Annotated in this window: 4 protein-coding genes; all 4 read left to right on the forward strand. The window is 54.7% G+C overall.

Annotated elements, in window-relative coordinates:
• Window positions 1–339, forward strand: a 339-nt coding sequence (locus QZ554_RS08110; RefSeq protein ID WP_297195700.1) for a hypothetical protein, incomplete at its 5' end; no start/stop codon positions are given.
• 205 nt (window positions 340–544) lie between these two features.
• On the forward strand, window positions 545–2,350 hold the full coding sequence (gene typA, locus QZ554_RS08115) for a translational GTPase TypA (protein ID WP_297195701.1): 1,806 nt from the start codon (window positions 545–547) through the stop codon (window positions 2,348–2,350).
• A gap of 211 nt (window positions 2,351–2,561) precedes the next feature.
• Window positions 2,562–3,755, forward strand: coding sequence for a dicarboxylate/amino acid:cation symporter (locus QZ554_RS08120; protein WP_297195702.1), 1,194 nt, complete (start codon window positions 2,562–2,564; stop codon window positions 3,753–3,755).
• A gap of 7 nt (window positions 3,756–3,762) precedes the next feature.
• Window positions 3,763–4,533, forward strand: coding sequence for an HAD-IA family hydrolase (locus QZ554_RS08125; RefSeq protein WP_297195703.1), 771 nt, complete (start codon window positions 3,763–3,765; stop codon window positions 4,531–4,533).
• The last annotated feature ends 305 nt before the right edge of the window (window positions 4,534–4,838 follow it).

The following is a 4,838-nucleotide window of genomic DNA, read 5'->3' on the forward strand; positions in this document are numbered from 1 at the left end:
CCCATCATGCTTAGCCAAGAGCAATTCAAGAGTATTCGCTTCACCCCAACCAAACACTTTATAAAGGCTTTCGAGGAGTATGAATACTCTATTTACGAGCGGAGATTTAAGGGGAAGCCCTTATTTATCGTCCATGTAACCGATAAGGGTGCTTGGTTATACTCTGTCTTCCATTTTACAGACAAGCCTGAGATTTGTGAATATCGTATAGGAGGATACCCCTATAGCTATGAATCCCTCTACCGAAAGACCGAAAGGGAGCTCACACCAGAGGAGCTCAAGGCGCTGGACGCCTCTAAGAAACGGCTTAGTCGCATAGGGATGGATGCCTGCGAGTAGAAGCTCACAGCTTCATGCTCAGAGTCCACCTGTAGCTCTGAGTGATAGAGCTTGGACGTCAAGCGAAGGAGCCATCACTCAGAGTCACGGATAGACTATGGTATATAGAGAAGTAGGGATCTAAGTAAGATAGGCAGAGGGAGCAAGTGCGCATATTTAGCTACCTTTGCAGCCGTAAAATAAGAAGACTTATAGAGAGAAGAAAATGCAAGACATTCGCAATATAGCGATTATCGCACATGTGGACCACGGTAAGACCACCCTTGTCGATAAGATGCTCCTAGCCGGTAAGCTATTCAGGGATGATAAGGCTGCCGAAGTAGATACCTACCTAGACAATAATGACCTGGAGCGTGAACGAGGCATCACCATCCTATCCAAGAACGTAAGTATCCGCTACAAGGATGTCAAGATCAACATCATCGACACGCCAGGCCACGCCGACTTCGGTGGCGAGGTGGAGCGTGTACTGAACCTCGCCGACGGCTGCCTACTGCTCGTCGATGCCTTCGAGGGTCCCATGCCTCAGACTCGATTCGTCCTACAGAAGGCAATCGAGATGGGACTAAAGCCTATCGTCGTCATCAACAAGGTAGACAAGCCGAACTGCCGTCCCGCCGAGGTGGAGGATATGGTCTTCGACCTCATGTTCTCCCTCGGGGCTACAGAGGAGCAGCTGGACTTCTCTACGATCTATGGCTCTGCCAAGCAGGGCTGGATGAGCACCGACTACCAGCAGCCCACAGAGGACATCTCCATACTCCTAGATACAATCATACGTGAGATACCTGCCCCCGTACAGCTCGAGGGGCCAGCACAGATGCTCATCACCTCGCTCGACTACTCCTCCTATGTAGGACGTATCGCCGTAGGGCGTATCCACCGTGGTACCCTAAGAGAGGGGCAGGAGGTAGCCCTATGCAAGCGTGATGGTACGATCAATAAGATGCGTATCAAGGAGGTCAATATCTTCGAGGGTCTAGGACGTACCAAGGTCGAGAGTGTCTCCTCTGGTGACATCTGCGCCCTAATCGGTATCGAGGGCTTCGAGATCGGCGAGACCATCACCGATGCAGCCACCCCCGAGGCTCTAGAGACGATCGCAGTAGATGAGCCCACGATGAGTATGCTCTTCACGATCAATAACTCCCCCTTCTATGGCAAGGAGGGGAAGTTCGTCACCTCCCGTCATATCCATGACCGCCTGATGCGTGAGCTAGACAAGAACCTAGCCCTGCGTGTCGAGCCCGCAGAGACAGCCGATAGCTGGATCGTCTATGGACGTGGGGTCCTCCACCTCTCTGTTCTGATCGAGACCATGCGCCGTGAGGGCTATGAGCTACAGGTAGGACAGCCCCAGGTGATTATCCACGAGATCGATGGGGTACGCCACGAGCCCGTAGAGCTCCTGACGGTGAACCTCCCCGAGGAGTCCGCTAGCAAGATCATCGACATCGTCACACGGCGCAAGGGGGAGATGGTCATGATGGAGACCCGTGGGGAGCGTGTCTTCCTCGAGTTCACCATCCCCTCACGAGGCATCATCGGGCTCAACAACTATGTCCTCACCGCCTCGGCAGGTGAAGCCGTCCTTGCCCACCGCTTCCTCGAGTATCAGCCCTGGAAGGGAGACATCGAGCGCAGGAGCAACGGCTCTATCATCGCCCTAGAGACAGGGACAGCCTATGCCTATGCGCTGAACAACCTACAGAGCCGTGGCCGCTTCTTCATCTCACCCCAAGAGGAGGTCTATGCAGGTCAGGTCGTCGGGGAGCATACCAAGGAAGGTGACCTCGCCGTGAACGTATGCAAGAGCAAGAAGCTCACGAACATGCGTGCCTCTGGCAGTGACGACAAGGTCTCCCTAGCCCCTCCCGTGGTCTTCAGCCTAGAGGATGCTCTCGAGTATATCCGTCCCGACGAGTATGTAGAGATCACCCCCCACTCCATGCGTATGCGCAAGATCATCCTCGATGAGACTGAGCGCAAGCGACAGAGCCGACAGAGCTAGCCACGATGCGCACCTAAGCGCAGACACCTCCGCCTAGAGCTAGATAAGCAGAGCGACCTATACCGACGACACGAAGCGAGCGGCATAGGTCGCTCTCTCTATCTAGGGACAGCGAAGCAAGAGATATAGGGAGACGGAGCGTAGGTGTGTGAGGAAATCATTACTTTAGAGCACAATAACGACTACACATTAACATAAACTCAAGCTCTACATGAAACGTATCAAGATCAGCCTCCTAGGACGTATCGTCATCGCTATCCTCCTAGGTCTAGCCCTCGGGCGACTGATGCCACAGCTCCTCCCACTGACGGTGAGCACCTTCGTGACACGTCTCTTCTTGACCTTCAATGCCATCTTCTCACAGTTCCTCGGCTTCATGATCCCCTTGATCATCCTAGCCCTCGTAGCAGAGGCTATAGGGAGCATTGGGAACAAGGCTGGGAAGATCCTCCTGCTGACGGTGGGGATCGCCTACGGCTCCACTGTCTTCTCTGGCTATCTCGCCTACCTGACGGGCAGTGCCGTCTTCCCCCACTTGATCAGTATCGATGCCCCGATGCAGGGTGCAGCGAAGGCACAGGAGCTAGCCCCCTTCTTCACCGTAGCTATGCCCCCCGTAATGGGCGTGATGACGGCTCTCGTACTGGCCTTCGTACTCGGACTAGGAGCGACCAAGATTCACTCCAAGTCGCTCATGGCTGTGATCGTAGATGTCAAGGAGATCATCTCCTACTTCATCGCTCAGGTGATCATCCCACTACTACCCCTATATATCTTCGGGGTCTTCCTCGGTATGGCGAGCAACGATGAGGTACTCAATACCCTCCTCATCTTCGCCAAGGTGATTGGGGTCATCTTCGTCCTGCACATCTTCCTCATGGTACTCCAGTTCACCATAGCAGGGCTCATATCGAGGAAGAACCCCTTCCGCCTGCTAGGCAATATGCTCCCCGCCTACTTCACTGCTCTCGGGACAGCCTCCTCAGCAGCGACGATCCCCGTGACTCTGGCACAGACGAAGAAGAATGGGGTATCGGACGAGGTCAGCTCCTTCGTGATCCCCCTCTGCGCTACGATCCACCTCTCCGGTAGTACACTGAAGATCGTCTCCTGTGCCCTAGCTCTAATCCTCATGACAGGAGGGAACCACGATATCGGGCTCTTCACAGAGTTCATCCTCATGCTAGGGATCACGATGATAGCAGCACCTGGCGTACCCGGGGGAGCGATCATGGCAGCTCTAGCGATCCTAAGCTCCATCCTAGGCTTCGACGAGGTGCAGCTCTCTCTTATGATCTCCCTCTATATCGCTATGGATAGCTTCGGCACGGCATGTAACATCACGGGAGACGGCGCCATAGCTGTCGTCGTCGATACCCTCACCGCACGTAATAAGCAAGAATAACCCACACATGACACTCTCCCCCACCACCCTCTCCGAGGTAATCACCACTAGGCTCCAAGCCTATCGGACACGCCATCACATCACCACTCCCCCGCGTCTACGAGCAGCGCTCTTCGATATGGATGGAGTACTCTTCGACTCCATGCCCGCACACTGCCGCTCTTGGGTAGAGGCAGCACACGAGCAGGGGCTGATGATGGAGCCCGAGGATGTATATCTCTTCGAGGGGCAGACTGGGGGCTACACGATCGACCTCCTCTACCAGCGTACTCACCAGCGAGAGGCAACTCCCGAGGAGCGTACCTACCTCTACCAGCGCAAGACCGAGCTCTTCGTCTCCTATGACGAGGGCAATGCCATACCAGACATAGAGCAGGTACTGGAGCAGGTGAGGGACCTACGGCGTCTCGTCGTGACCGGCTCTTCGCAGGCCTCACTCCTGGATCGTCTTGATAAGGCATTCCCCCACACCTTTACCCCTGAGCTAATGGTCACGGGCAAGGATGTGCGGATAGGTAAACCCAACCCCGAGCCCTACCTCCAAGGCCTGAGCAAGGCAGGTGTCCATGCTAGCGAAGCGATCGTAGTCGAGAACGCTCCGATGGGAGTCCAGTCCGCCAGCCGTGCTGGTATCTTCACGATAGCAGTCAATACAGGACCTCTCCCCGATGAGATCCTATGGAGAGAGGGTGCTGACCTCGTCTTTCACTCTATGAGTGAGCTGGCGACAGCCCTTCCTACGCTGCGCAGGCTATGGGATGAGCCTATCCCAGCCTAGAGAGGGAGTAGCACAGGCTAGACGATAGGGACAGCTACCTCGGCTTAGGCGGCGGATATACCTTCGACACACCAATCCAAAAGAGGAAGGGCTCGGGAACTACATTCCCGAGCCCTTCCTCCTTATAATATATTAGGAGAAGCCACACCTCACAGATAGATCAGGGCTGACGCATGAAATCACTATAGTGCGAGGTCGTCAAGGAGCATACGCCGAAGATAGAAGTATCCGTATCCTAGGTGTAGAGATCCCCAGCGTATACCTCCTACCTAGGAGGGATGAGTATACACGTGTGTACACAACTG

Source organism: uncultured Porphyromonas sp. (genome assembly GCF_915070105.1).
Taxonomy (GTDB): Bacteria; Bacteroidota; Bacteroidia; order Bacteroidales; family Porphyromonadaceae; genus Porphyromonas.

Bases quoted from the DNA above. Each gene is read 5' to 3' on its own strand.
- typA (WP_297195701.1), top strand. From the start codon at position 545: ATGCAAGACATTCGCAATATAGCGATTATCGCACATGTGGACCACGGT.
- QZ554_RS08120 (WP_297195702.1), top strand. From the start codon at position 2,562: ATGAAACGTATCAAGATCAGCCTCCTAGGACGTATCGTCATCGCTATC.
- QZ554_RS08125 (WP_297195703.1), top strand. From the start codon at position 3,763: ATGACACTCTCCCCCACCACCCTCTCCGAGGTAATCACCACTAGGCTC.